The 24,092-nt window shown below is 34.8% G+C and carries 28 protein-coding genes and 1 pseudogene; 11 read left to right on the top strand and 18 right to left on the bottom strand.

Annotated elements, in window-relative coordinates:
* Window positions 1–28 precede the first annotated feature (28 nt).
* Window positions 29–235, top strand: a complete 207-nt coding sequence (locus ACFTQ7_RS10905) for a hypothetical protein (RefSeq protein WP_386828686.1) — start codon at window positions 29–31, stop codon at window positions 233–235.
* Between the two features lie 526 nt (window positions 236–761).
* Here ACFTQ7_RS10905 and ACFTQ7_RS10900 read toward each other — a convergent pair.
* From ACFTQ7_RS10900 to ACFTQ7_RS10885, 4 genes are read right to left on the bottom strand one after another with little or no spacing between them, the layout of a single operon-like run.
* Window positions 762–1,385, bottom strand: coding sequence for a response regulator (locus ACFTQ7_RS10900; RefSeq protein ID WP_386828684.1), 624 nt, complete (start codon window positions 1,383–1,385; stop codon window positions 762–764).
* Window positions 1,378–3,648 (bottom strand): sensor histidine kinase, encoded by a 2,271-nt coding sequence (locus tag ACFTQ7_RS10895; RefSeq protein ID WP_386828683.1) that lies wholly within the window; start codon window positions 3,646–3,648, stop codon window positions 1,378–1,380. Before ACFTQ7_RS10895 ends, ACFTQ7_RS10900 begins: the two co-directional genes overlap by 8 nt.
* Entirely contained in the window at window positions 3,645–3,818 is a 174-nt protein-coding gene (gene comX / locus ACFTQ7_RS10890) for a competence pheromone ComX (RefSeq protein WP_386828681.1), read from the bottom strand. The genes ACFTQ7_RS10895 and comX overlap by 4 nt, the downstream gene beginning before the upstream one ends.
* An 8-nt stretch (window positions 3,819–3,826) precedes the next feature.
* Entirely contained in the window at window positions 3,827–4,720 is an 894-nt protein-coding gene (locus ACFTQ7_RS10885; RefSeq protein WP_386828679.1) for a polyprenyl synthetase family protein, read from the bottom strand.
* Window positions 4,721–5,097: 377 nt separating this feature from the next.
* On the opposite strand from ACFTQ7_RS10885, the gene ACFTQ7_RS10880 reads away from it, so the two are divergent.
* Both ACFTQ7_RS10880 and ACFTQ7_RS10875 read left to right on the top strand, forming a co-directional pair.
* Window positions 5,098–5,283, top strand: a complete 186-nt coding sequence (locus ACFTQ7_RS10880) for a hypothetical protein (RefSeq protein ID WP_386828677.1) — start codon at window positions 5,098–5,100, stop codon at window positions 5,281–5,283.
* A gap of 1,060 nt (window positions 5,284–6,343) precedes the next feature.
* Window positions 6,344–6,835 (top strand): SRPBCC family protein, encoded by a 492-nt coding sequence (locus ACFTQ7_RS10875; protein WP_386828675.1) that lies wholly within the window; start codon window positions 6,344–6,346, stop codon window positions 6,833–6,835.
* Window positions 6,836–7,314: 479 nt separating this feature from the next.
* On the opposite strand, the gene ACFTQ7_RS10870 is transcribed toward ACFTQ7_RS10875, so the two are convergent.
* Complete coding sequence (locus ACFTQ7_RS10870; protein WP_386828674.1) at window positions 7,315–7,824, bottom strand: transporter; 510 nt, start codon at window positions 7,822–7,824, stop codon at window positions 7,315–7,317.
* 151 nt (window positions 7,825–7,975) lie between these two features.
* Here ACFTQ7_RS10870 and ACFTQ7_RS10865 point away from each other — a divergent pair.
* Window positions 7,976–8,776: pseudogene (locus tag ACFTQ7_RS10865) on the top strand (endo alpha-1,4 polygalactosaminidase); the annotation flags it as partial.
* A gap of 72 nt (window positions 8,777–8,848) precedes the next feature.
* On the opposite strand, the gene ACFTQ7_RS10860 reads toward ACFTQ7_RS10865, so the two are convergent.
* The 3 genes from ACFTQ7_RS10860 to ACFTQ7_RS10850 form a co-directional block, all read right to left on the bottom strand.
* Window positions 8,849–9,361, bottom strand: a complete 513-nt coding sequence (locus ACFTQ7_RS10860; protein ID WP_386828672.1) for a DNA-deoxyinosine glycosylase — start codon at window positions 9,359–9,361, stop codon at window positions 8,849–8,851.
* Window positions 9,362–9,426: 65 nt separating this feature from the next.
* Window positions 9,427–9,618 carry a hypothetical protein gene (locus tag ACFTQ7_RS10855; protein ID WP_386828671.1) on the bottom strand — a complete coding sequence of 64 codons (192 nt, stop codon included), beginning with the start codon at window positions 9,616–9,618 and terminating at the stop codon, window positions 9,427–9,429.
* A gap of 98 nt (window positions 9,619–9,716) precedes the next feature.
* Window positions 9,717–10,505 (bottom strand): DUF2268 domain-containing putative Zn-dependent protease, encoded by a 789-nt coding sequence (locus tag ACFTQ7_RS10850; RefSeq protein ID WP_386828670.1) that lies wholly within the window; start codon window positions 10,503–10,505, stop codon window positions 9,717–9,719.
* Between the two features lie 107 nt (window positions 10,506–10,612).
* Between ACFTQ7_RS10850 and ACFTQ7_RS10845 the strand changes: the two genes are divergently transcribed.
* Window positions 10,613–10,873, top strand: a complete 261-nt coding sequence (locus tag ACFTQ7_RS10845; RefSeq protein ID WP_349659408.1) for a hypothetical protein — start codon at window positions 10,613–10,615, stop codon at window positions 10,871–10,873.
* 86 nt (window positions 10,874–10,959) lie between these two features.
* Here ACFTQ7_RS10845 and ACFTQ7_RS10840 read toward each other — a convergent pair whose 3' ends face one another.
* Window positions 10,960–11,697, bottom strand: coding sequence for a polysaccharide deacetylase family protein (locus tag ACFTQ7_RS10840; protein ID WP_386828668.1), 738 nt, complete (start codon window positions 11,695–11,697; stop codon window positions 10,960–10,962).
* Between the two features lie 203 nt (window positions 11,698–11,900).
* On the opposite strand from ACFTQ7_RS10840, the gene ACFTQ7_RS10835 reads away from it, so the two are divergent.
* The 3 genes from ACFTQ7_RS10835 (at window position 11,901) to ACFTQ7_RS10825 (ending at window position 13,658) form a co-directional block, all read left to right on the top strand.
* Window positions 11,901–12,203 (top strand): YunC family protein, encoded by a 303-nt coding sequence (locus tag ACFTQ7_RS10835; RefSeq protein WP_079562172.1) that lies wholly within the window; start codon window positions 11,901–11,903, stop codon window positions 12,201–12,203.
* 117 nt (window positions 12,204–12,320) lie between these two features.
* Window positions 12,321–12,944, top strand: coding sequence for a DUF2238 domain-containing protein (locus ACFTQ7_RS10830; protein WP_386828667.1), 624 nt, complete (start codon window positions 12,321–12,323; stop codon window positions 12,942–12,944).
* A 63-nt stretch (window positions 12,945–13,007) separates the two neighbouring features.
* A complete protein-coding gene (locus ACFTQ7_RS10825) occupies window positions 13,008–13,658 on the top strand; it encodes an SIMPL domain-containing protein (RefSeq protein ID WP_386828665.1) in 651 nt (216 codons plus the stop codon).
* Window positions 13,659–13,738: 80 nt separating this feature from the next.
* Here the strand turns inward: ACFTQ7_RS10825 and ACFTQ7_RS10820 are convergent, their stop codons facing one another.
* The 4 genes from ACFTQ7_RS10820 to ACFTQ7_RS10805 all read right to left on the bottom strand — a co-directional run bounded on the left by ACFTQ7_RS10820 (window position 13,739) and on the right by ACFTQ7_RS10805 (window position 17,033).
* Entirely contained in the window at window positions 13,739–14,395 is a 657-nt protein-coding gene (locus ACFTQ7_RS10820) for a uridine kinase family protein (protein ID WP_386828664.1), read from the bottom strand.
* Between the two features lie 35 nt (window positions 14,396–14,430).
* Window positions 14,431–15,303: a DUF4097 family beta strand repeat-containing protein gene (locus ACFTQ7_RS10815; protein ID WP_386828662.1), complete on the bottom strand. Its 873-nt coding sequence runs from the start codon at window positions 15,301–15,303 to the stop codon at window positions 14,431–14,433.
* A 115-nt stretch (window positions 15,304–15,418) separates the two neighbouring features.
* The gene (locus ACFTQ7_RS10810) at window positions 15,419–16,117 is read right to left on the bottom strand and encodes an ABC transporter permease (RefSeq protein WP_386828660.1); all 699 of its coding nucleotides are present in this window, start codon (window positions 16,115–16,117) and stop codon (window positions 15,419–15,421) included.
* Entirely contained in the window at window positions 16,110–17,033 is a 924-nt protein-coding gene (locus tag ACFTQ7_RS10805; RefSeq protein ID WP_386828659.1) for an ABC transporter ATP-binding protein, read from the bottom strand. The genes ACFTQ7_RS10810 and ACFTQ7_RS10805 overlap by 8 nt, the downstream gene beginning before the upstream one ends.
* Window positions 17,034–17,190: 157 nt before the next feature.
* Here ACFTQ7_RS10805 and ACFTQ7_RS10800 point away from each other — a divergent pair, with 157 nt between their 5' ends.
* The 3 genes from ACFTQ7_RS10800 (at window position 17,191) to ACFTQ7_RS10790 (ending at window position 19,390) form a co-directional block, all read left to right on the top strand.
* Window positions 17,191–17,916, top strand: a complete 726-nt coding sequence (locus ACFTQ7_RS10800; RefSeq protein WP_386828658.1) for a response regulator transcription factor — start codon at window positions 17,191–17,193, stop codon at window positions 17,914–17,916.
* The gene (locus tag ACFTQ7_RS10795) at window positions 17,907–19,022 is read left to right on the top strand and encodes a sensor histidine kinase (protein ID WP_386828656.1); all 1,116 of its coding nucleotides are present in this window, start codon (window positions 17,907–17,909) and stop codon (window positions 19,020–19,022) included. Before ACFTQ7_RS10800 ends, ACFTQ7_RS10795 begins: the two co-directional genes overlap by 10 nt.
* A gap of 122 nt (window positions 19,023–19,144) precedes the next feature.
* Window positions 19,145–19,390, top strand: a complete 246-nt coding sequence (locus tag ACFTQ7_RS10790) for a group-specific protein (protein ID WP_386828655.1) — start codon at window positions 19,145–19,147, stop codon at window positions 19,388–19,390.
* 46 nt (window positions 19,391–19,436) lie between these two features.
* On the opposite strand, the gene ACFTQ7_RS10785 is transcribed toward ACFTQ7_RS10790, so the two are convergent.
* From ACFTQ7_RS10785 to ACFTQ7_RS10765, 5 genes are all read right to left on the bottom strand, one after another.
* A complete protein-coding gene (locus ACFTQ7_RS10785) occupies window positions 19,437–19,595 on the bottom strand; it encodes a DUF1540 domain-containing protein (RefSeq protein ID WP_082172635.1) in 159 nt (52 codons plus the stop codon).
* Between the two features lie 683 nt (window positions 19,596–20,278).
* A complete protein-coding gene (locus ACFTQ7_RS10780; protein ID WP_386828654.1) occupies window positions 20,279–21,541 on the bottom strand; it encodes an erythromycin esterase family protein in 1,263 nt (420 codons plus the stop codon).
* A 52-nt stretch (window positions 21,542–21,593) separates the two neighbouring features.
* Window positions 21,594–22,331, bottom strand: a complete 738-nt coding sequence (locus ACFTQ7_RS10775) for an ABC transporter permease (protein WP_349659421.1) — start codon at window positions 22,329–22,331, stop codon at window positions 21,594–21,596.
* A complete protein-coding gene (locus tag ACFTQ7_RS10770; RefSeq protein WP_386828651.1) occupies window positions 22,332–23,042 on the bottom strand; it encodes an ABC transporter permease in 711 nt (236 codons plus the stop codon). It abuts the gene before it with no gap.
* Window positions 23,039–23,950 (bottom strand): ABC transporter ATP-binding protein, encoded by a 912-nt coding sequence (locus ACFTQ7_RS10765; RefSeq protein ID WP_386828649.1) that lies wholly within the window; start codon window positions 23,948–23,950, stop codon window positions 23,039–23,041. Before ACFTQ7_RS10765 ends, ACFTQ7_RS10770 begins: the two co-directional genes overlap by 4 nt.
* Between the last annotated feature and the right edge of the window lie 142 nt (window positions 23,951–24,092).

Genomic DNA, 24,092 nt, shown 5'->3' with positions numbered 1-24,092 from the left:
TAGCTCCTTTCCTTACGAGGTGAGCACCATGGCATATAAGCAAAAGTTTGTTGTTTTTCTTTTAATAGGTATAGGGTTTACTATACAAGGAGTTGCAAGGCTTTCTCAGTTAATTATTTACTCGAACATGAATTGGTTTGAATTAGTTTATTCCACTTTTACATTAATAGTAGGATTTTCAGTTTTATTCCTATCAAGAGGTAATTTTAAAAATATGAGAAAAGATAAAGAATAGGCGTGAAAACTTGTACAAATCTCATTAACTAGTTTTGTATTTCATCATTTTTAAAAAGTTTATTTTCTTTACTTTGACAATGCCTTCAGCTCATTCATATCTTTGTAAGTTTCAAATAGCGCCCACTTGTTCTTCAATGGGCGCTATCAATATAATAGCCGTATATATATTTTAAAAAGCGATATTAAAATATATTTTTTATAAACTTTTAAATTCTGAGATAAAAAGAAATACAATTTTCATCAAAAACATCATAATTACACTAAAAATAAAATCCTTTTTAATGGAAGTGAAATTAACAAATGCAAAAATTTGCAATTGTTATTACTTTTATAATAAGTTATACTTTCGGAATATGGGCAATTAACCAATTTATAGAAGGAGGATTTCTTCGTTATCCTCCAATCGTATTATTTTCTATATTATATTCTTTAGTGAATACCCTCCATCGCAAATATACACAAGATAAACAATAAAATAATCAACTTAAAATGAAAAGAGTAGTACAATCCACATTCTTAACTCTTTAAATTAAGTCCAGTTCCTTCGCTTTTATTACCGCTTCAGCACGTGTCCCCACATTTAACAGTGCATAGATTTGAGATAAATTATTTTCTATTGTCCGTTGCTTCACGTTCAGTTCAAGTGCAATTGCTTGATTTGTATATCCCTCCATCACAAGCTCAAGTATTCTTTTTTCTCTATTATTGAAACGTAATATTTTTTTAATAGAATTTCCGGAGCAGCTATCATTGACATAATCAATAAAGTCTTCAGGAAGTAACATATCTTTGTTCATGGCTGCGTAAATGGTTTTTAATATCCGGTCTTTTGTTGCTGTTTTGGAAATCACATTATTAATTTTCTTTTCAATAATTAAAGAATAGTAATCTTTAATATTGTCACCCGTATATAAGATTACAATTGAGGACGGATACTTTTCCTTTACTAACTTAGCAAATGTTAGACCACTGCAAGCACCTAGATTAACATCAATTAAAAAAATATCATACACTTTTTCCTCAATAACATTGGCAAATGTCTCTATATCATTTAATGTATCCACCGAAATGTCTGATACTTCACTAAAAAGCTTTTTACTGCCATCCAAAATCAAAGGATGATCGTCTACAATAAGTAAATTAATCATAAGAATTTCCTTCCTCTATTTTTATATGAACACGCATCCCTTCATCAGGAGCTGACTCCATTTGGATAAAACCGTTATAAGCATAAATACGCTCTTTTATTCCTTGGAGTCCCATAGAATTTTTCTGTTCGTTTTCGGACAAATCACATCCTACACCATTATCAAAATACACCAACTCAAAGCCATTTAGTGTCGAGATAAGTTGTATCTTCACATAGGTTGCTTGTGAATGCTTTATCGCATTATTTAACAGTTCTTGAACTGTTCGATAAATTAGTAAAGGAATTTCCGCATTCTCTACCGCAATATCTTCAATCTCAAAAATCGTAGAAAAATCCGCACGCTGATCTATCTCTGCGAACAACCTATCTAATGCAGCCAGTAAACCTTGCTTTTCCAGTAGTGGTGGCTTCAATTTTTCACAATAATAGCGTAATTGGTGATTAAGCTCGACTAAATATTCGCGATGTTGCTGAATAGGTTGTTGTAGTTCTTTTGGTACTTGCTTGTCTTGAATCATATCTATTTCTCTAATTAGATGAATTTGTTCTTGTAGGATCGTATCATGGAGCTCTTGAGCTAATTGATATTTTTCGTTTTCAAGCTTTATCCAAACAAATTTCCTTAACCATGAAGGGTACTGTTTGCCTAATTTTTGTACATTATCTAATTGATTAAATAAGTCTTCCACTAAATGTGTATTTTCAATAAAATTACTTATATAAATAATCAACAATTCTAGACATAACAACTCTTCTCTTTTTAAATAAATTTTGCCTTTATCTTCAATCGTAAGAATGTACTTTTGATCTAAAGTTTCATGCAAACAACCTATATAAAGGTCCCCTATTTTCTTTATCTCCCCTAAACGTAATTTTTCAATCGTATCAGTGTTAAAGACAGGAGCCGACGGTAAATCATTTTTTAAAACTGTTCCATCTACTATAGAGTGGATATAAATATTGATATCACTTACAGCTAATTGTTGTGATAGTTCTTCTGTAAAACGATCTAATAGTTCTTCAACAGTTGTCACTTTTATAATGCGCTCAATAGTTTTATGTACGACATGGATATAATCCCCTTTAGGAGAATACAGTAGCTTGCGATTTGCATAATCCATCTTTTCTTTAAAATAGAGTGCAACAACTAATAATATAAACACGAATAAAAAGATATATAGTAAATCTATTAAGTCTATATGCATCGTGAAAAATATTCCCGTGCATATTAAACCAGCTAAAGTTAATGAAAACAAACTATAATAACGGATCTTTGTAATTTGATAATCTAAATCAAACAACCGTTCAGGTAAATGTACCAACAGTAACGAGATAGGGATAAATAACAAAAACAATGCGCAAACCGAAGATGATACTATAAATTGATTAAATAAAAGCATCGGTAAAATATAGAGAAGCACGAATGGAAGGAATGGTACTATCAAACATAAAAATAATAGCAAAAGCTGTTGTTTTCGATATCTTACGTAAGATATGCCCAACATAAAAATAGCATAAAGTATTAACACACAGAATGTAACTAAAATAAGGAGTGTATTGAAAGGTATTACGACAGGATTGATCATCTCAAAAAGTGTCAATAAACAAATAGTACAAAGTATTCCATATAAAAATCTTTTGTTTACTTTAAAAGCTAGATTAATATTTAATGATTTAAGATAATTACTCAAAAAATGAATCAATAAAATTAAACTTAATATGATGCCGTTACTCATAATAAACATACCTAATCTATCCATTTGAGTAGAAGCGCCTACACTGCTATAAGTCAGTGAAACTGTCAGTATATAAAAAATAAAGATCTTTAAAGATTGAAAGGATGTTCTTTTATATGTATATAAATAAATACTTATCGCCAAATTTATTAAAAAATAAATTAATGGTATGATAAAAACATATAGAAATTGATTTGGTAACTCTGAATAATTTATGTGTATTGTATGTAGATTACCGAGTGTATCTTTTAATAACATACTATTTGCACTTCTTATACTATATTGCATTGAGTCTTTACTTGCTTCTATTGCTTTATTATCTACTTCTAAAACAATATTCCCTTGTTCTACATTATTGAGTTCTGCCCATTCAGGATAAGTAAAGCTCTTTATTATCCAATCATTATGAACTCTTTCCGCTTCAATACCAATTAATGGAAATCGGAAACTAAAAGATAACATATACATGATTACTAATGTATAGCTAGTAATCGTAAATAAAAATGTTTTATAATTTATCTTCATTCTTTCCCTGCTCCGCGCCACCCAACGCCTATTTTATAGATAGGCTCATTAAATGCTTCCATTATAGCTTGTTGCTCGCGTGCTGTAACACCTACAAGTGATATCTTTTTTTCTTTTAACAACCTAATTAAATTAGGGTTTGCTACTAAATACTGAATTAATTTTCTCATATAAAATCTCATTCCATTAATTTTTTTAAGTATTGCTTACTTTCTTCGCTAAAGGACATCGTTTCTATTAAATCTAATGCGCTAAATTTAAATGTATTTTTTAGAGCAACCGCATAGTGTATAGCTCCCGTATTCATTAAAGCCTCTTCAATAATTTGATTGTCTAAGTACGTTGTGGTCCCAGAATAGTAATCAGTTAAAATTTTTGAATGCTCCTCACTTTGTTCAAACAAAAAAATGATAGGTAAAGAAAACTTTTTATTCAGTAAATCATTTTTTTTATTCCATATGTTTAAATCTTCAATATCATTTTTTATTTGCTGAATGACTCCTATGTAATTTGAATACTCTGCTACACAGGGTTCATTTTCTCCTATTGCTAGTGCTGTCCCTAAAAGACTACTTAAAGTTGTTAATGACCCAGATTTTAAAGAAATCATTCTTATATAGCTTTCTTCAAACTTACAACTATTTAATAAATCTAAGTGTTGCCCATTAATACTTTTTAAAGCAAAATCATTTAAAATACTTAATGCTTCTTGTTTATGCCTAAAAGTACTTTCATTTATCAGCTTTATCGCTAAAAAAATCATTGCCAAAGTTGCATTCATAGCAAAAGCAGGTTCCTTACACCATAAATAATCTGTATCATTATCTTGTAAGTCATCTATTATATCGAAGCTTAAAATTATAAGTTCAATTGCTGCTGCTATTGTTATAATTTCAGGATTATTATCTTGTGCAAATTCTTGATAATGAATAATGCAAAGGTGACCGAAAATCATTTGTGAATCATTTTTTTCATCAACATAATTTAAAATAACAGTTTTGAAAGACTCATTAAAATTTCCACACTTGACTAAATCCTTCATTTTTTTAACAATACTTTTTTGATACAACAAATTCTATCCATCACCTACCTTTAAAATATGTACCTATCATTATTAAACATCAAACAACAAAATGGAATAGTAATTTTTTGTTAATGTTTTTAAATTTTTGCTTCATTGTTAAAAAGGATAATGTTTTTTGGTAAAAATTACATAATAAAATTTAGTGAATTTAATTTTAAATACACTTCTAAAGGAGTATCACACTTTAGTGTTCACTTGCGTGAATACGCAAGTTATTTGTTTCGGAATCACGCAATTGTAAAAAAGGCTCAGTCAATGTATTTTCTAATTAAAGGAATATTATTTACGCTGGAGATTATTAAAAAAAAGTAAATAAGTATATTAGGAATGACTCGGAGTAAAGTTAATGTAATAGGTGGTGAACAATGGTGATTAATAGTAAAGCTGTACTTATCCCTATGTTAGTCTTATGTATTACTCTTTTACGCCAAGTAATAATTCATTGGGGAGAAAATACTACCGCATTTTGGTTCTATTTATTCGGTGTTATCTTTTTGGCAATAGTTTTATTATATTCATTATTTGTAACTAAAAGAAAGAAGGAACTTTAGTATCGAGAACCATGTTAACTGGATAATTAACAATCCAATAACCGAAAAACCTCTACTAATCTACACCCCCATTTTTAAACACAAGGTGCTCTTTCCTCAAAGGGCTATTGTAAAATTCGTAAATAATTTGATCAAATTTTTTTCGACAAGAAGTAGGCTTTGGGACTCTTAAATAGTGAAATTTTATTTCAAAGAATAAATAAAGAGAGGAATATATAATGAAAAAATTAGCGATACAAAGAATACTGCCCTTATTTATATTTTTCTGTGTTGCCTTAGTTGTATCAATCGTAGAAAATGCGTCATTTTTTATTAAACTTCATGGATTGGGCATTATTGCATGTATATGTTCAGGGACTCTTATGTATTTTAGAAAAAATAAATAGCGAAATTCTGTAGCGCGCACCAGCTATGTTTTGAATGAATGATGGCATATAAGCCGCTCTCTTTTATTCAACATAGACTTACAATACACACTGCCAACACAGGTAAATATGAATAGAATTCAATAAAATAGAAGGGGAATATATACATATGCAAAAATATATAATTAGTATCACTTTTACAATAAGCTTTATGTTTGGCATATTTGTAATTCAACAATTTGTAGCTAAAGAGTTTCTTCGCTACCTTTTAATCGGAGTACTATATTCTATAGTATATAATTTAATGAATTTCTTCTATCGAAAATATCCACAAAATAATAGCTGACTAAATATGAAAAAAGCTATATAAACGCTCCTTTGCCTTTTATCGCTATCCTTAATTTTTAAATCTAATTAAGTTCCTTCACTTATATAACAGCTTTTAGCAAAAAAATGTTTTGTAAGCCTCATCCCATTAATATTTATAAGTAGCACTTACTTTTCTTAGCATTCTCTAATAAATCCAATACGCTAAATGAGCTGTATTTTTACACGGGTCAATTTCACCTAAGAAAATAGCTCAATCTCTAAAATTCAAATTACAAATACAGAATATAAACATTAAAATAAAGAAAAGATACTATGACAAGGACAGTTCAGGTAGTTTATGATGAGCTAAAGTAAGGAGGATTCCCATGCTCGCTACTATTCAAAAACAACATAATCGCTATATCGTGAAATTTAACCGTCCGCTGTCACATTCAGTTGATGCTGTTTGGGCCGTTTTAACAGAGAATGAAAAGCTTCAAAAATGGATGAATAACTTAGAAATTATTGATCTTCGAAAGAACGGCAAAATCTACTTTAATATGAATGATGGAACAAATGTTTTTCAGGAAATAACAATTACAGACTATGTTGAGAAGGAAGTGCTCGAATTTGATTGGGGCAAAGATTCAGTTAGATTTGAACTCTCCCCCAATGGCAGCGGCTCCATATTAGTATTACTTGAATCGATTGGTGAGCTAACGGAGCATACCCCTAAAGATTTAGCCGGGTGGCATATATGCTTAGGCCTACTTTCGGATTTATTAAATGGAACGGTACATGAAGAATTCCCAATGGAAGAATGGCAAAAGTGGTTTGCAGAGTATAAGCAACTAGTTGATGACGTAGAGAAGATTTAAGCATATCAAGAATAAACTCCTAGGGTGTGAAGTTAATGCCCTAGGTGTTTTTAAATGTTGAAAAACAAAATAGGTAAGGAAGTCTTAGTGCATGTTGCGGTGCTTTAAATGAGGTTGATTTCGTTCCATGCTACTTGCTTTCGCACAGATAATGATACTGTTGCTGCCGCTTCGTTTGCACTTCTCTTTCGCATTTTTCTCTATAACTTAGAGTGACATACGAGAAGATACATGCAATGTGAAGTGGTTGATTGGAGTGGAGACTGGGTGACTCCTTGGGGATCAGCGTCACAGATGAGACCCTGGAGCGAGCAACGCGAGTGAAGCAGCTCATCGGACGCCCCCAGGAAGCTCGGCTCTGCGCGAAAGCGAAGCGTCAGCGGCAAAGCGCCCAGTCGGAACGGAAATCAATCCCTCGTTTTGCTGAATAGCTATACTTTATTTAAAATGACAACTTTATTTCATAGACATGCTCTTAATTACCATCTCGAACATTCATACGAGCGAATATTTCTTCTTGCAATAGTTTGGAAGCGCCAGCCACTTCTGCTACTCCATCGGAACCCTGAAACAAACTCTCTTCCTACAGCAGTTAGGAAGAACCAAAAGCTTGATCCATTAAACATCCATATATACGTATTTCTAAATAGGCATGACCGAATACCACTTGTACCTATTCCGAATGGTGGAGTTGATGGTGCAAAGCTAGGTGGTGGACCTAGAGGCATTTGACCTGCTGGTGGTGGGCCAAAGCTAGGTGGTTCAAACGATGGCGGTGGGCCGTAACCTGGTGGTCTAGATGATGGTGGTGGACCAAAACCAGGTGGGCCGAACGATGGTGGTGGGCCGTAACCTGGCGGGCCAAACGATGGTGGCGGACCAAAACCTGGCGGTCTAAATGATGGTGATTGGCCAATATCAGGTCTTCCGAATGAAGGTTCGAAATCGGATTCTGGAAATGGCATAATCTGTTCATATGGATTGCTCATGATAAACCCCTCCTTTTACATAATTCAATATATGTAGGAAGGCTAATAACCGTTGAGCAATTGCCTATTAGCCTTGTATTTAGTCGACCTAAACTGCATTCGTATTTTCACGGTAACCACTCTATAATAAAAGGTATATTTTCCGAGAAACGGGGTACTTACAAATTTTTCTGCAGGATCAACAAGTATTCAAGATAGGCTAGCTGCCGTTAAAAATTACAAATATTATTTAGATAAAGGGAACGATAAAATTGGCAAGGAAATGGCTAAAGAAGATTTGGTCATTGTGGAGCCTATCGAAATGCAGCAGAAGTATATTAAACAAGCTCAAAAAAATGGAACATTAATTTATGGCTATATTAACGCAATGGAAGCAGACAAATGGAATTTAGAGTTTTATAGCCAATTAAAAGAAGAGGATTTTTATAAAGACGAACACGGAGAAAAGATGTATTTCTCTGAATGGGATTCGTATTTGATGGATATGACATCTGAACACTATCAAGCGCTTTTACTAGAAGAAATTCAAAAACAAATTGTTCAAAAAGGATTGGATGGTATGTTTTTAGATACTGTTGGCAATATCGAGTCCTACTTACCTGAAAAAGAACAGAGCGTACAAAATGAAGCAATGCTTGCCTTTATAAAAAACATAAAGCAGCAATATAACGACTTGTCTGTTGCTCAAAATTGGGGCTTTCAAACATTAGCTGATTATACTGCACCATATATCGATTTTGTTATGTGGGAAAACTTTTCTTATGATGTAGTCGGCGAAGATGAATGGGCGCTGAATAAGATGCAGCAATTAATTCAGATCCGAGAAAAATTCGGTACTCAGGTGATGTCAATCGGATTTAACGACGAAGAGAAAAGTTTTGCCTTAGTTGAAAAATACCATTTTAAATTCTTTTATAGCCCAGCAGGATCTTACTACAACACATGGCAGTAATGTCACCCTCATCTATTAAATACTGCTTACAATCCTCTCTGTCATGCAAAACTAAACGGAGAGGATTTTTTGTCATCTAGACAAATAAGAGTGCATCACTCGCCAATCCTCAAGCTTTTCTTCAAAAGATTTAATATTCTTCCCTGGAATCGGGCTTGTCGAAGGCATTTTTTGATATGCTCGACCATCTAAAACCGCAAGGCCGATATGCCTTTTAAACACCTCGAATGCCTTTGTACCATTAAAAAGCACTAACTCAATATTAGGATAGTGTGCAAAAAGCGTTTTAAAATCATTCGGCTTTTCATTACGAATTGCCACATCTAAGCTTCCTTTACGCTCGCACGACTCGATAGTATCCCAAAGACCAATATGATGGTTCTTTAGCAAATTTAATCTTTCTCCATAATCCTGAGGTATAACCACTTCTATTATTTCTCCAATAATCGGCCAAAAGTGATTGCGCGGGTTCCCATAATATTGCTGCTTCTCTAATGATTGCTTTCCTGGCATCGAGCCAACAATTAGTACCTTCGTAGACAAATCAATAACCGGTGGTAATACATTTTTAAGTTCATTTGACATGACAATCACTCCTACCTTCTATTGTAGCGGAAGATTTGTGTCAATGTTATGGAAGGGCATCAAAATTAAGGTTCCTCACCATAACGTGGGGTTGATTTCCGTTCTAGATGGGCGCTTTGTAGCTGCCGCTTCGCTTTCGCTACAGAAAACATATGTTGTAGCTGCCGCTTCGCTTTCGCTACAGAAAACATATGTTGTAGCTGCCGCTTCGCTTTCGCACAGAGCAAAGCTTCCTGGGGGTGTCCGACGATCCCCAAGGAGTAGCCCAGCCGTAACGAAGATCAACTCATTCTCATTACATAAGTTTCAACAAAGTGTTATCCCTATCTTTCACTGATGAAGCTTTACATAGTGATTATAAAGAAAAATCAGAGCCAGCAAGTATTTCCTCTGAACTTTTTTCATGAAGTTTATTTGATGAATGATTTTTTATATAGGTCCTTACTATTTCGTAACCAATGCAATATCCTATCCATTGAGGAAGCTTTCCACCATATAAGAATTCAATATGATTGTTTAATCCTTGAATATTGATTTGAGGCAAAAAATGCCCCTTCCAAATTTCTAGCATCTTATTCAATGAGTAGTACCTCAACCATGGTGCTAACCATTTATCCCCGTAAATTTCCTCCACTGCACATTCTGCTAATCCTTCTAAAATCAAAGAATCTAATAAAGTCACTTCGTCTAGCGATTTATTTACATATTGCAGACGACAAACATGATTATACTCATGGGCAAATAACGCTTTAAGCTCTTGCTTTTCAAGCTCTCCTATATATAAAAACATAGCATTTGGATAGGCAACACCGTTTTTCTTAGTAATCGTTTGCTCCTGCGTGATTGGGAAGATATAAATTGGTATATTTGGGCCGCTCCATTTCTCCTTTAAATAGTTAAATTCCTTCTGTACTACTTCCCAAACGTTTTGTCTTTTTAACTTGTTAATATCTATTTTTTCATGTGACTGAAAAAGTCCCTGTTGCAGTAGTTCAAATTGTATTTCATCTAGCGATCCACCAATAAAAATCTCTACTAAACGACTGCAAAGTATAGAGCGTTGCAAGTCCTCAAGATTTTTGTGATTAAGCTTTTGACTCGCTATTAATTCATTGAGCCACTCATCTGTTGGTATTACTGTCATACATTCCCCCCTTACTTTAGCTTATGTCTGAAGTAGTCAATCGGCTAGTGATAATGTTCGCAACCGCATATATTAGCTTGTAAGGAAGTCGAAAGGAGGGATAGTTTGTGAATCCAGCTGATACTTATAATCTTTGTTGTCAATATCATGGTAAACGTGTAAGAATTGAAGAAAGATGTGGCAGAGTACATTATGGAGAAATAACTAGGGTGGATAGAAGACAAGTATGGATTCTACCTGATAGACGATTTGGTGGTTATGGTTTAGGATGGGGTTGGGGTTTCGGAGGAGCAGGAGCAGGTTTTGGAATTGGAATCGCATTTGGGGTAGTTGCCGGAATTGCCCTAGCACCACTACTATTTTGGTAATATTGAAATGACTAATTTACTATCCGCTGCGCGAAGACATGGAGAAAAAATAAGCCATTTCAATCTACTGAGATGGCTTATTGTCCTCATTGCACTTGCTCTTGTTGCTGTTTGATTTTAATCAACTCGGATATTGTGACAAATGTATAGCCTTGTTTCTTCAGTTTTGGCAATATTTCTTCCAATGCTTTGATGGTCTGCGTACGATTGCCGCCTCCATCGTGGAACAAAATAACATCACCTGGCTCCGTCCCCTTCATCACTTTTTGTACAATTTTGTTGACTCCCGGCTGTTTCCAATCTTGAGTGTCCTGATGCCAAGACCACATCACTACTTTGTATCCATCCTTTACAGCGGCATTGATCATTTGATCATTATAATTACCACCTACTGGACGGAACAATACTGGTGCAAATCCAGTAATACTATAAATTATTTCCTTTGTCTTACGTAATTGTGACTGTAATTCAGCTATGGAAGCTTTAAACGGATGTGAATACGTATGATTGGCAAGCTCATGCCCTTCTGAAAAAGATCGTAAAACAAGGTCTGGATATTTTTCTGCATTTTTTCCAATAATAAAAAACGTCGCCTTTGCATCATACTTAGCCAATAAATCTAAAATAGCTGCCGTATACTCGGGATGAGGGCCGTCGTCGAAAGTCAGAGCAATTATTTTGTCTTTTGCGTTAATGTCCCATACAACTTCCCCTGTCTCCTCATAATAAGGTCGACCTTTATCCGCATAGGTTGTCAGTACTGTAGAAATTACCGATATGATTAAAAAAAACAAGGATAGAATCAATACATATTTGCGTGTCATAAGCATCACCTCCCAAGTTCAAATTCACATAACTCCGTCAACTTACTATTTACGAATTACAATGAATTATACTTATGAAGGTTTGGCTGTTTTCTCCTCTTAAAACACTGGTCGTCTTTGGTAACTAATAATTTTTTTAATAAAAATGCCGAACACCTTTTTAACTATCGCCATATGTATATAGAGAAAAGGAGTGATTTCGGATGGTAACAATTGAGCCTATTATGATTAAAGGCCATTTTTTCACTGCAATAGTTGTTCAATTACCAAAAACAACACTGCTAACAATTTCTAACGACACGGGGTACATTATGTGTGGAGCTTTAGATGTTGGTCTATTAAATGACCGATTAGCAGACCGGAAAATTATTGCCGGTCGAGCAGTTGGCGTGAAAACAATTGATGAGTTATTGACAGCTCCATTAGAATCTGTGACATATGAAGCGCATCAACTTGGTATTTCTGAAGGAATGTCTGGTGTAGAGGCATTATTAAGAATGGTATAACAAAATTATTACAAAGCGTCAGTGCAATACGACTAGGCGCTTTTTTCTTCAGTCCTATGTAAAAGTGTATAAGCTATTTACTCTATTCCTATACTTTAGACAAAAGGAGTGTTCGTTTTGTCTAAAGATAATCATCGGAAAATACATGTGATTTTGTTGTTAATAGTACTTATTATTTTCGTGTGGTCTGTCATAAAACCAGTATCCTATTTAGATTGGCTCGCAGAAGTTAGTCCTGCTGTCGTTGCAATTATTATTGTAGTCGCTATCTATAACAAGTTTCGCCTTACAACACTTTCTTATTTTATCATTGCCCTTTTGTCTATTTTAACATTCATTGGTGGACACTATACTTATTCGGAGGTTCCACTTTTTAACTGGATTAAAGAGGAGTTTCACTTAAAACGAAATGACTACGATCGATTTGGGCATTTCCTAAAAGGCTTGATGGCCATTGTCATAAGAGAAATATTAATACGAAAAACACCACTAGTGAAAGGCGCCTGGTTAACAGGCATAACCATAAGCATTATGCTCGCTATTGCTTCTCTCTATGAAATTATTGAATGGCTCAGTACAAAAATTTCAAAAGGCGGCAAAGGTGCAAAAGATTTTTTAGGGATGCAAGGAGATCGTTGGGATGCACAATGGGACATGTTTTTAGCCCTCATCGGAACTCTTTTAGCTTTACTGTTATTTACAAAACTCCATGATAAATTATTGAGAAGGCAGACAAAGTAAATCAATTTTCTTCTGTAGCATGCATAGGATAACAAATATGAACCATTCGAAAGGTGGTACTCTATGTACTATGCAAGTGTTAGTCAACAATCACCCCATGTATCTCGCGTGATTGCTGTCACTGGAAATGGAGAAGTAATGGCTACTCCAAGTTATGTTCAACTTCAAATAGACGTCCATTCAAGAGGAAAAAATGTACAAGATGCGCAACAAGAAAATACAATAGTGATGAATCGTGTTATCCAATCTCTTTTAGCTCTCCATATACCTAGAGAAAATATTCAAACAGCTGTCTATACTATTTCACCAATTTATGATTATGAAGATGGCAAACAGATTTTTAATGGCTACGAAGTAACAAATGCTATTACCGTTAAAGTCACGGATACGAGTCGGATTGGTAAAATTATTGACACAGCAGTAGACAATGGTGCAAATCGTATTTCCTCTATCCAATTCGACATTGACAACGCAGATGCCTATTATCAACAAGCTCTTAGTTTAGCCCTTCACAATGCCCAGATGAAAGCTAAAACGATTGCAGAGACGATGCATTTGCCCGTCCAGCTTCAACCAATCGAAATCGTTGAGGAACATAAAAATAGACCTGTCCTATATAGATCGATGGCGATGACTGACTCCGCCATTTCTACGCCTATTGAACAAGGGCAAATAGCCGTTCATGCGACTGTTCGAGTGAAATTTCAATATTAATTTGTATCCTTACATGAGCCTTCTGCTTGAATAGCATGAGGGCTTTTAAAGTTATTTAAGCTTGTAGTTACAACTTGAGATTATCTGTAGTTAAATTCAAACGTATTTTTTTCTAGACATACTAGTTCATCAGAAGTTTTAACAATAATATCAAAATACTGACTATACGAATGCATAAACAATTCATATTGAATTCGACGTTCTTCATGCGACTGCTTTAAATAATGGATATCCGCTCCCCTTTCAACTACATCCCGGCATGACCTTCTCTGCATTTCCGTATCACTATCTGTATAAAAATAAATTTTCAAATCAAATAGTTTGGGATTAATAAATGCTACACTCATTCCTTCTACAATTGTTACTTTATTTTTGGAAGAAATTAACGCACTTTTCATATAGTGCGTATCTATTGTCAATAAATCCAGTCCTTTTCTAACCATTTGAATGTCTCTTTCCAAAGAAGGTAAATGATGCGCCGCTGGATGGCAAGCTGTCATTTTAAAATGATGCTGCTCGTTTCGATAAGGATAATTGATAATTGTATGCTTTCGAATATCCGAACTAACAATATATGGGTCCGTATTAATATAATTTACGTCATCTTCGTTAAAACAGTTAATAAGATTATTGGCGAACGTTGTTTTTCCTGCTGCTCCATGACCAGAAATACCAATAACAATTGGCTTTTCTTCCTTGCTGGCCCAAGTAACGATATTTTGCAATAACCTATCCATCTTTCTTCCCCCGCTACTTCTATATGATTAGTTTTTTACTTCACAGTTATTATACCTTCTTTGCTAATTAGTTCCAATTCGTTCAATGCACCGCCAATTTTACCTTTCTTTAATTGATCCGTATGTTCTTCTTTCTGATAACCTTCTAAATTAACGCTTATATCGGATGATTCACTGTTCGCTATAAGTGCTAATGATTTCGGTGCCCCTTTGTATGATATTGTTATATCCCCTGAAGCAGTTTCTACAAATAGTGATTTTCCTTCGCTGATTTCTTTCATAAGAACTTCACCGCCAGTCGAAGTAATTTTCGTTTTCGGACTGTCGACTCTAGTAATATAGCTATCACCATTTGTAGCGGCTATTGTTAATTCATTTAAGAAACTATCTAGGATATTCAATTCACCATCTTTTGATGTGATTACACTTTTATTTGCCGATAGTCCTTTAATGCTTTTAGTACCAGAATCCGTTGAAATCGTTAGTTCTTCTGTTTCAATGTTGTTAATTTTGATATCACCATAGCTGTTTATTAATGCAATCTTATTCACAGCATTTTTAGGAACAGAAATGTGAATAGTACCTTTTTTTCCAAAGCTAAAGTTCTTCATAACTCCTTCTTCAGTGTCTCGTTGAATTACTTTTACTTTATTTCCGTCTTTCTTAATTTCAACAGGATTGTTCTGCTGCTTTTTTTGTTGTTTACCTTCAAATTCAATTGTTAGTTTTTCAGATTCTGTATTTTCTAATGCTATATTCCAAGACTCTATGTTTATTTCTAGTTCTTCAATTTCCTTAACATCAAAGGACTGTTCTTCATTAATCCTTTTTTCTCCGTTTATTTTAAGGGTGAATAAAATTCCTCCTATCGCAATAACGAATATCAAAGCTATGATTGCTTTTTTCACTTTTATATCCTCATTTCTCATATCGATTATGCCGGCCAGACAGGCGTATTCACAAGATGTGGAGACGCCTGAGTTCCTCTATTTCATCGGGTGTTTGGACACTCTATGAACGAAGTTAAATTAAATCAACTTTGTCGACTTTATAAAAAGACAGATAGCCGATAATAAGCCCTAATAGACACATCGTTATTGGAACCATAATAAATTGAAATAAACTGGCGGATGTGTCCCCATTTGAAACCGTTGCATTAATAACAAATCCGATTAAAACAGCCGACGTAATCGTTGAAGCTGTTGATTTTTTTCGCATGCCAAAATACAAAGGAATTAAGCTTACCCCAGCCATCATAAAAGCATTGATAAGGGCAGTCGGTATTGTAGCTACCATCTCCTGTATCTCAACAGGTGTTTCAAACAACCCCATCATTGGATTTAAAAAATAAACGGCGATATTCATCACAAACGTAGCAATCATAATGCTAAAGGAACAAAATCCGAAAACTAGAGACAGCTTAGCAACAATAATTTTTTTCCTTTTTAATGGATACGTAAATAATAATCGAACTGTTTTATTTTTATATTCGTCTATAACTAAACGAGATAGAATTACACTCGAGAAGATGATAAAGACAATGCGAATTAATATATTTGTCAAAGACATAAAATCAGTATAATCCTGAAACATCTGTTCATCCCCGGAACCAACCGCCATCAGTGCAACTGCCGCAAAAATCCCAATAATACAAATGATCACGCCTTTAAAATAACTAGATATACGATTCTTTTTCCATTCAAGTCTTAATAGTTTAAGCAATTTGATTCCCTCCATTAATAAGATTTAAGAAATACTCTTCTAAATGCTGTTGCTGTTTTTCAATGCCATTGACAGCAATATTATTTAAAATAAGTTCTTTATTAATTTGAGATTGAGAAATGTCATGTTCAAAAATTCGAATACAATGTTGATTCGCAATTTCATATTTCCGAATACCTAACTTGTTCTCTAGCACAGGAATTACTTTTTTCACATCGTCTATTTTAATCTCCAAATACTCCATATTCTCTTTTCGAATATCCTCCATCTTCACCTCTTTCAATAATTTCCCATTGTGAAGAATGCCAATTGTATCTGCTATCGATTCAATTTCTGATACGATATGACTTGATATTAATATAGTGATTCCATGCTCTTCTTTTAACAGCAATAAAAGCTCGCGTATATCTTTAATGCCTATAGGATCGAGACCATTAATCGGCTCATCAAGAATTAGGATTTCTGGTTTCGCGACAATTGCCCTTGCGATGCCTAGCCTTTGCTTCATCCCAAGCGAAAATTCGTGTATTTTTTTATGTTCAACACCATTGAGACCTACTATCTCTAGCGCTTCCTCCACTGCTCCCTTTGCATAAACTCCAATATACTCACAGTGAAGCTCTAAATTTTCTTTAGCTGTTAGTCTTTCATAAAATTGCGGATACTCGATAATACTGCCTATTTTGCTCAAGTATTGATATGAAGTAGTAGAAATGGGTTGATTCATTATTTTAATTTCACCTGAAGTTGGTTTTACTAAGTTTAAAATCATCTTCATGATCGTCGTCTTTCCAGCCCCATTCGGACCTAAAAACCCATAAATTTCTCCCTTCTTAACGTTCATGTTGACATTCGATACGGTCTCGACTCCTTTAAAGCTTTTACTTAATTGATGTATATGAATAACGGTTTCCATGTTATTTACTCCCTACTATTTTGAATTCGTTACATTAAGCTTAATAAGTGAAAGTAAAATCAAAGTAAACTCGATGGAAAATGACAGTAATTTTTTCAAGAGAATACGGATATAAAGACTAGAAGCTGTTATGATGAATTTGAAATGAGGGATAAAAATGGAAACAACTGAAAAAATCCTAATCGTTGATGATGAGATTGGTATATTAAAATTATTAGAAATTACATTACGAAAAGAAAACTTTATAAATATTGATACTGCCTCAACGGGAAAAAGTACACTACAGCTTGTAAAGGACAATCAGTACGATGTTATTTTGCTCGACATTATGCTACCAGATATAAGTGGCTTTGAACTTTGCACAGAAATACGTAAGCATTCAAACACACCCATTATTTTTGTCAGTGCTCGCTCTACTGATTTTGATAAATTAACGGGATTGGGTATCGGTGGAGATGATTATATTACAAAACCTTTTAATCCTTTAGAGGTAGTCGCTCGAATAAAGGTCATCCTTCGACGTCAAAAAATGTATGAGCGTTCTCAGCAACAGCAGCATACAAAATTTGATTTCGGTTACTTTGCTCTAAATCCTGAATCGGCTACATTAACCGTTAACAATCAGCTCGTCGAATGTACAGCTAAAGAGCTAGAGCTACTGCATTTCTTTTGTAAAAATCCAAATCGTATTTTCACAACTTCACAGCTTTATGAATTCGTGTGGGGAAATGATGTATATGGCGAGGAGAAAACCGTAACGATTCATATTTCAAAGCTAAGGAAAAAGCTTGGGGATGATACACGTAAGCCTAAAATAATTGTAAATTTAAGGGGCATTGGCTATAAATTCATTCCCCCGAAAGAGGATACACTATGCGAATAAACACTCGATTTACGTTGCATCTTGCATTGGGGATTATTCTGTGGATGATTTTGAGTGGTATTTGTATAATTATCGGTCTCGAAGGTATTCTTCCACTCTTTAAAAAATCTGTGAGTGAGGATTATGAGAATTTACTAGTTCTATGGATTTTTGGGTTTAGCACCCTTGCTTGTATTGCTGTATTTGGTTGGTATTTTGGGGGTCCTCTTGGTTTTATAATGTCTTGGATCCATCAGCTATCACAGGAAAACTACAAACAGCCTGTTGGACTATCTAAAATTTATACACGCAAAGGAAAGCTCCATATGCGTTATATGCTATATCAAGAAGTACTTCAACACCTACAATCCTTATCAGGAAAATTAAAAGCTGCTGAAACAGAACGTGAAGAGGTTGAACAAGCAAAACAGGAATGGATTGCTGGTATATCACATGATTTAAAAACACCATTAACGTATATTACAGGCTACTCTACTCTATTATTAAACGAACAATACGATTGGTCTAAGGATGAAGCTCGTTCTTTTATTCAAGAGATTGCAGATAAAGGCATGCATATGGAGGAGCTTATTCAAGATTTAAGTCTCGTTATTCAGCTTAATAATACAGATGGTCAGTTACCCTTGCATAAAACTAAGCAGGATATTGTGGATTTCACAAGAAGAATTGTTGCGAACATAAGCAACAATCCACAAGCAAATGACTATATATTGCACTTTAAAACTGATACAACTGTTATAAACACTGCCTTTGATACGAAATTCATGCAACGCATATTACAAAACGTTCTTATGAATGCCATTATCCACAATCCACCTAATACAGATATTTATACACAGATTTTTGATAGAGTTGAGCATGTAGAAATCCACATTGTGGATAACGGCGTAGGGATGTCTCAACACATGATGGAGAATATATTCCAACAATACTATCGTGGAACTACAACAGAATCTTCTTCTGAAGGTACTGGACTGGGCATGGCGATCGTTTATAAACTCGTTCAAGCTCATAATGGCACTATTTCTGTACAGAGCGAACCTTCTATTGGAACAACGTTTATTATTACGTTGCCTAAAAATAATATGGGACTTGAACACTTTTAGATTTCGCCTAAGCTGTGGATTGGTCGATCCGAGCAATGTGAAGACCTATTGGAATCATTCATGAAATTATATTGTTGGACATATATTTAAGCATCATAAATTGGTTCAACAAGGAGGATTTCATGCAATCTGAAAAATTGCGATTACGAAAGATTCAACATCTTGCTCATGAAATTACTGATGAAATGAATAACGGTGGAGTACTTACTCACTTAGAAACGTTTATTCCTGTTATTGATAATTTATCTCGTGCGATTGGTGATTTAACAGATTCCTATGGAAAGTATTCATTAGATTATGTAGAGGAAAAAGTGAAAAATGCTCATACGCTTTTGTTTAACAAAGAAAAAGTGGATGTCTATTTATAAAGATATGGGAAAAGGGTAACCATTTATATGGTTACCCTTTAAACATTTAATGTGTTTCAGGATTAAATGTTTTACAATCTGTTTCTTCACTGTTAGATGCCTGTTGTCCTTTTTGACTTACAACATAAATTTTTTCTGCACCACATCTGTTTCCAGAGTTCCAAAATGTACAGTTATTGACTTCACAAAGAATTTCTTGTGCCATCGTTTCCACACCTCCTCTTTTTTATCATTAACAAAATTGAGGTATTCAATACTTAGTTATAGAAGGTGCAATGAAACGGAATTATACATCATTTATTCTTCGATTTCATAATGTTGAAAAACAAAATGGTCAAAGAAATCTTTGTGAATGTTGCGGCTCTCTCTAAGTGAGAGTGATTTCCGTTCCAGGCTACTCGCTTTGTCGCTGACGCTTCGCTTTCGCGCAGAGCAGAGCTTCCTGTGGGCGAGCGTCGAGCCGCTTCCTCCGCTACGTTGCTGTCGCTGCGTTAGCACTACGCTTTCGCACGAAAAACATTCGCTCTGTGCAGGGTCTCGCCTGTCTCGCTTTCCCACAGACAATCCATTGTTGCTGACATATTGTTTTATTACTATAAATTAAAGTGACATCTAAAAAAACACACCCAAAGTAGTGGTTGATTGGAGTGGAGACTGGACGACTCCTTGGGGATCAGCAATAGAGGAACTGAGGCTAAGAGCATCACATCCTGTGATAACGCCTCCGTGACCAACATCGTGTTGGCCCGAGACCCTGGAGCGAGCATCGCGAGTGAAGCGGCTCATCGGACACCCCCAGGAAAGCGCCCAGTCGGAATGGAAATCAACCCCTCATTTTGCCATAAAAGTCATACTTTAATTTCATTGTCACAATATTTTTTCTTCGCATTAATCAATAACCTTTGTTGGTGTTGCCTTTTGCACAATTATAATGCCATCATATGCCTCAGCAGGTGTCATATTAATTGTATAAAGCATCTTCATAAACTTATACCAAACGCTAAAGTCATCTCCGATATTACCCATTCTTTGTTTTTTTGCTAAGATGTTAGCTAAATCCGGAGATTCATTAGCCTTTTTAAAGTCTACATAGAATATATTTTCCTTCACTTCGCTGAAAGCATCTATTAATGCATTTCGGTGCTTAATTGTATACTCTTTTCTTACGCCAGACTCATTTTGTGCCTGAAACGTATTTTTAACAAAGTCAGTCCCAATAGCAAAGTACGCATCTTTATATACTTCGTCTAAGTATTGGCCCATAGATTTGTACCCTGCCAGATTCGCCGAAGTTTTCTCTATATGTCCATTATGAGCAGACATCAGTACTTTATCATGACCTCGAGCACCTTCAATATCAACGATCCATTGTAAGTTGTTTGCTAAATATTCATCACGAAGATTCGCATAATTACTATCACTTAAAAACAATTGTGTTCTCTGCTTCATAATTTGCGCATATTGAGCAGCAAGTAAATAAGCTTCTTTCGACGATTTCTTCTCATAAGAATCTTTATTTGTTTGCAAATCCTTTATGATTGCATCCATATTTTTGTCAAGTTCCTCTAGCTGACTACTAGATAAATCTCTCATTGTTTTATTCGTCGCATCTTTTAGCTGTGCCTTATATTGCTTAGCACCTTCACTATTGACCACTTCGTAATAGTCTAGTAACCCTTTTTTACTATAGTCATAGCGTTGCATATCGTTACCGTAAAAATAAATTTTATCTTTCTCATTGGCAGTCATGTTGTAATCATGCATCCACTGAACAAACTCAATCATTTGCTCTGTTTTATAAATACCATAATCCAAAGCTTTTACCGCTTCCTCAGCTGTGCCAGTACCATTTAAAATAAACTGATTAATTTGCTGAGCGCCACCAAAATCACCTTCTAACACAAAAACACGAACATTTTCATTTTTTATTAAAGCTTGAAATACATCCTTCTTTAAAGTTTGGAATTCAACGTTACCATGTGTCGCTTCTCCAAAACCAATTACTTTCACGTCATTTGGAATATCGATATTTTCAACCGCGGATGTATATTTTGAAGCATCCTTAACAGCCTCTACCTTTCCCCATCCCGCTAAAACAAACACAAGAAATATTGTTGAAATTAACAAAAAACTCCTTTTAACAAGTACCATTTAAAAAAGCCTCCCTTTATTTATAAAAAAGTTATTCCGCGTTAGCAGCACTTTATACAGCTTTTCGTTGGAAATATAAATATCCTCCAAGGAAAAACAGTAAGAAACCTCCTCCTACAACTGTTAATAATTGATCCCAAGGCACGAAGAATACATCGTCCGTATTGCCTCCAACATACATCATTGAAAATGGTTGAGCCCATGGATAGTAAGGTCCGATAGTTTTTGAATTGATTGCTAATATAGAAGGTAAAGTAAAAATTACATTAACTGCAAATGGAGCAGCGAAGCTTTTAAACATGATAGACATCCACAACTGCAAAGCTACTAATGGCAATGTCGCTACCCATCCTCCAATAATGCTCTTCCAGACAATTTCCATCGGGAGAGGGTCTGTATAGCCCTTTATCATACCTACAGCAAATATTGAACATAAATATAGTAATTGCATCGCCATCATAAGAATCATAATTAACACGTATTTTGCAGCAAACACTTTCCCTCTTGTTACCGGCAATGCTAAAAGCTGTTTCCAACCGCCAGATTGATGCTCATATCTACAAATAAGACTTGCAAGTACCCCTGCAATTAAAGGTAGAAACAATAATGCGTATGTTAAATTCATTGAAAACAAAGAAATGTACCAAGGATTCACATCAAGATCTTGCGTATTAGATTCTAAGTTTGATGTTAATCCGATAAAAAGTCCGATTATCGGCCCTGCTAAAATGATTGGCACCATTTTAGATTTTCGCAGTTTAAACCATTCAGCGCTCAGTATTGACCACATTTACTTTACATCCCTTCTAGCGAAATCTATCATTCCGATAATATACAGCAAAATACCAATGCTGATTCCAAGCATGACATTTATAACGGGCTCATCCCATTGATTCATTAAAGATGGCCATTTCCAAATCATCCAATCCGGCAATACAAAGGAGGAATACGCAAAAATCACGCCGAAAATACCTACTGTAATTGGGATCCCCTGATTATGACAAACGCTTGCAATCCAAAGTTGAAGTGCCAATATTGGCAGCGCTGCAAAATATGGATAATAAGCAAATTTAGCAATCTCCATATATGGTGTACTATCGCCTAAGTCTAAAAAGACTCCGTAAGCCAGTGTCATTAGCATTAAAATCGTGGAAGACAAGAACAGTAGAATTGCTAGAACAGTGAACTTTGATAAATACACCGTTAATTTAGACACCGGTAGTGCAATTAATTGCTTCCACGCGTTCGTTTCATTTTCAATGCTCGCTATAAATGAAGTTAAAATAGCAATCCCTAAAACGATAGCAAGTGGTGTAAATGAATGAACATTTAATAAATAGTAGCCCCAATCGTCCTCACTTTGCTCTAACAAATAGTCCCTTCTTACACCGTAATTCACCATTTGTAGAGCAACAACACCTATTGGTCCTAAAGCTGTTAAAAACCATAATCCTTTGCGTTTAATTTTCAAAAAGTCAGAAGTTAACAGTTTCCCTATCATAGTGCTTGCTCTCCTGTTGTCATTTGAAGGAAAATATCCTCTAAAGATCGTTTCTCTTCCTCTACTCGGTAAACCGATATGCCTTCTTGTACAAGGATTTGTACAATATGTGCAACCTTTTCATCTGAACATTCATCAAATAAAATGAGGTCATCCTTATGTTCTGCCTTAATGCCATTAGCTACTAATGAACGCCAGCCCTTTTCACCGTCGCTCACTTTAATGACTACCTTTGGCTGGGCAAATCTACGCATTGCTTCAATTGAATCTTGGAAAATCATTTTTCCCTTTGTCACAATACCTACTTGCGTAGCCATTTGATCAATTTCAGATAATAGATGGCTTGAAATAATAATTGTCATTCCATACTCTGAAGGCAGTCGTTTAATCAAATTACGAATTTCGATAATACCAGATGGATCAAGACCATTCGTTGGCTCGTCTAAAATAAGTAATTCTGGATTATGTAACAACGATGCAGCTATACCTAAACGCTGTTTCATTCCAAGAGAAAAGCCCTTTACTTTTTTATTTGCGGCATCCTTCAAACGAACAATTTCTAACACTTCATCGATACGTGACTTCGGTACACCTAAAATTTTTCTTAACGCTTCTAAATTTTCATAGGCCGTTAAATGTGGATAATAAGAAGGGTTCTCTACTAATGAGCCAGCCTTTGATAAAATATTAATTCTTTCCTTCGTTAAATCTTTTTGGAACATTTTAATAGTCCCAGAAGATGGCTTCATTAGGCCAAGAAGCATACGAATTGTCGTCGTTTTCCCCGCTCCATTCGGTCCTAAAAATCCATATATTTCACCTTTGCGTATTTTTAAATTTATATTTGATACAGCTTGCTCTTTACCAAAGCTCTTTGATAAGTTTTCTGTTTGTACGATATATTCCATTGTCCTCACCTCTGTAATTATCATAAGAAATGAAGGTTAAAAATAGGTAAGGTTCAAGGTTAAATTTTGTTTAAAAAAGACATTTTATCATTACGTGGGTTGATTTCCGTTCCGGCTGGGCGCTTTGTTGCTGTCGCTTCGC

Origin of the sequence: Lysinibacillus sp. NPDC056959 (genome assembly GCF_042674095.1) — a bacterium.
GTDB lineage: Bacteria > Bacillota > Bacilli > Bacillales_A > Planococcaceae > Lysinibacillus > Lysinibacillus zambalensis.
Note: the sequence above shows the minus strand (reverse complement) of the source record. Positions and strands in the feature narration are given on the sequence as shown.

Coding starts and splice junctions, on each gene's coding strand:
- ACFTQ7_RS10905 (WP_386828686.1), top strand. CDS start 29: ATGGCATATAAGCAAAAGTTTGTTGTTTTTCTTTTAATAGGTATAGGG.
- ACFTQ7_RS10900 (WP_386828684.1), bottom strand. CDS start 1,385: ATGATTAATTTACTTATTGTAGACGATCATCCTTTGATTTTGGATGGC.
- ACFTQ7_RS10895 (WP_386828683.1), bottom strand. CDS start 3,648: ATGAAGATAAATTATAAAACATTTTTATTTACGATTACTAGCTATACA.
- comX (WP_386828681.1), bottom strand. CDS start 3,818: ATGAGAAAATTAATTCAGTATTTAGTAGCAAACCCTAATTTAATTAGG.
- ACFTQ7_RS10880 (WP_386828677.1), top strand. CDS start 5,098: ATGGTGATTAATAGTAAAGCTGTACTTATCCCTATGTTAGTCTTATGT.
- ACFTQ7_RS10875 (WP_386828675.1), top strand. CDS start 6,344: ATGCTCGCTACTATTCAAAAACAACATAATCGCTATATCGTGAAATTT.
- ACFTQ7_RS10870 (WP_386828674.1), bottom strand. CDS start 7,824: ATGAGCAATCCATATGAACAGATTATGCCATTTCCAGAATCCGATTTC.
- ACFTQ7_RS10860 (WP_386828672.1), bottom strand. CDS start 9,361: ATGTCAAATGAACTTAAAAATGTATTACCACCGGTTATTGATTTGTCT.
- ACFTQ7_RS10850 (WP_386828670.1), bottom strand. CDS start 10,505: ATGACAGTAATACCAACAGATGAGTGGCTCAATGAATTAATAGCGAGT.
- ACFTQ7_RS10840 (WP_386828668.1), bottom strand. CDS start 11,697: ATGACACGCAAATATGTATTGATTCTATCCTTGTTTTTTTTAATCATA.
- ACFTQ7_RS10835 (WP_079562172.1), top strand. CDS start 11,901: ATGGTAACAATTGAGCCTATTATGATTAAAGGCCATTTTTTCACTGCA.
- ACFTQ7_RS10825 (WP_386828665.1), top strand. CDS start 13,008: ATGTACTATGCAAGTGTTAGTCAACAATCACCCCATGTATCTCGCGTG.
- ACFTQ7_RS10820 (WP_386828664.1), bottom strand. CDS start 14,395: ATGGATAGGTTATTGCAAAATATCGTTACTTGGGCCAGCAAGGAAGAA.
- ACFTQ7_RS10805 (WP_386828659.1), bottom strand. CDS start 17,033: ATGGAAACCGTTATTCATATACATCAATTAAGTAAAAGCTTTAAAGGA.
- ACFTQ7_RS10800 (WP_386828658.1), top strand. CDS start 17,191: ATGGAAACAACTGAAAAAATCCTAATCGTTGATGATGAGATTGGTATA.
- ACFTQ7_RS10795 (WP_386828656.1), top strand. CDS start 17,907: ATGCGAATAAACACTCGATTTACGTTGCATCTTGCATTGGGGATTATT.
- ACFTQ7_RS10790 (WP_386828655.1), top strand. CDS start 19,145: ATGCAATCTGAAAAATTGCGATTACGAAAGATTCAACATCTTGCTCAT.
- ACFTQ7_RS10785 (WP_082172635.1), bottom strand. CDS start 19,595: ATGGCACAAGAAATTCTTTGTGAAGTCAATAACTGTACATTTTGGAAC.
- ACFTQ7_RS10780 (WP_386828654.1), bottom strand. CDS start 21,541: ATGGTACTTGTTAAAAGGAGTTTTTTGTTAATTTCAACAATATTTCTT.
- ACFTQ7_RS10775 (WP_349659421.1), bottom strand. CDS start 22,331: ATGTGGTCAATACTGAGCGCTGAATGGTTTAAACTGCGAAAATCTAAA.
- ACFTQ7_RS10770 (WP_386828651.1), bottom strand. CDS start 23,042: ATGATAGGGAAACTGTTAACTTCTGACTTTTTGAAAATTAAACGCAAA.
- ACFTQ7_RS10765 (WP_386828649.1), bottom strand. CDS start 23,950: ATGGAATATATCGTACAAACAGAAAACTTATCAAAGAGCTTTGGTAAA.